At 58.9% G+C, this 862-nt stretch carries 1 pseudogene; it reads left to right on the top strand.

The window, feature by feature from the left end:
• Nucleotides 1-26: 26 nt before the first annotated feature.
• Nucleotides 27-326, top strand: a pseudogene (locus tag G3R48_RS17090) (hypothetical protein); the annotation flags it as partial.
• Between the last annotated feature and the right edge of the window lie 536 nt (nt 327-862).

The following is an 862-nucleotide window of genomic DNA, read 5'->3' on the forward strand; positions in this document are numbered from 1 at the left end:
CCTAGGCTTTTGCAAAAAGCTCCCCGACGCGAGGCTGGATGGCCTTCCCCATTATGATTCTTCTCGCTTCCGGCGGCATCGGGATGCCCGCGTTGCAGGCCATGCTGTCCAGGCAGGTAGATGACGACCATCAGGGACAGCTTCAAGGATCGCTCGCGGCTCTTACCAGCCTAACTTCGATCATTGGACCGCTGATCGTCACGGCGATTTATGCCGCCTCGGCGAGCACATGGAACGGGTTGGCATGGATTGTAGGCGCCGCCCTATACCTTGTCTGCCTCCCCGCGTTGCGTCGCGGTGCATGGAGCCGGGCCACCTCGACCTGAATGGAAGCCGGCGGCACCTCGCTAACGGATTCACCACTCCAAGAATTGGAGCCAATCAATTCTTGCGGAGAACTGTGAATGCGCAAACCAACCCTTGGCAGAACATATCCATCGCGTCCGCCATCTCCAGCAGCCGCACGCGGCGCATCTCCGTTGCTGGCGTTTTTCCATAGGCTCCGCCCCCCTGACGAGCATCACAAAAATCGACGCTCAAGTCAGAGGTGGCGAAACCCGACAGGACTATAAAGATACCAGGCGTTTCCCCCTGGAAGCTCCCTCGTGCGCTCTCCTGTTCCGACCCTGCCGCTTACCGGATACCTGTCCGCCTTTCTCCCTTCGGGAAGCGTGGCGCTTTCTCATAGCTCACGCTGTAGGTATCTCAGTTCGGTGTAGGTCGTTCGCTCCAAGCTGGGCTGTGTGCACGAACCCCCCGTTCAGCCCGACCGCTGCGCCTTATCCGGTAACTATCGTCTTGAGTCCAACCCGGTAAGACACGACTTATCGCCACTGGCAGCAGCCACTGGTAACAGGATTAG

Origin of the sequence: Shewanella intestini (assembly GCF_018221465.1) — a bacterium.
In the GTDB taxonomy this organism is placed as follows: Bacteria; Pseudomonadota; Gammaproteobacteria; order Enterobacterales; family Shewanellaceae; genus Shewanella; species Shewanella intestini.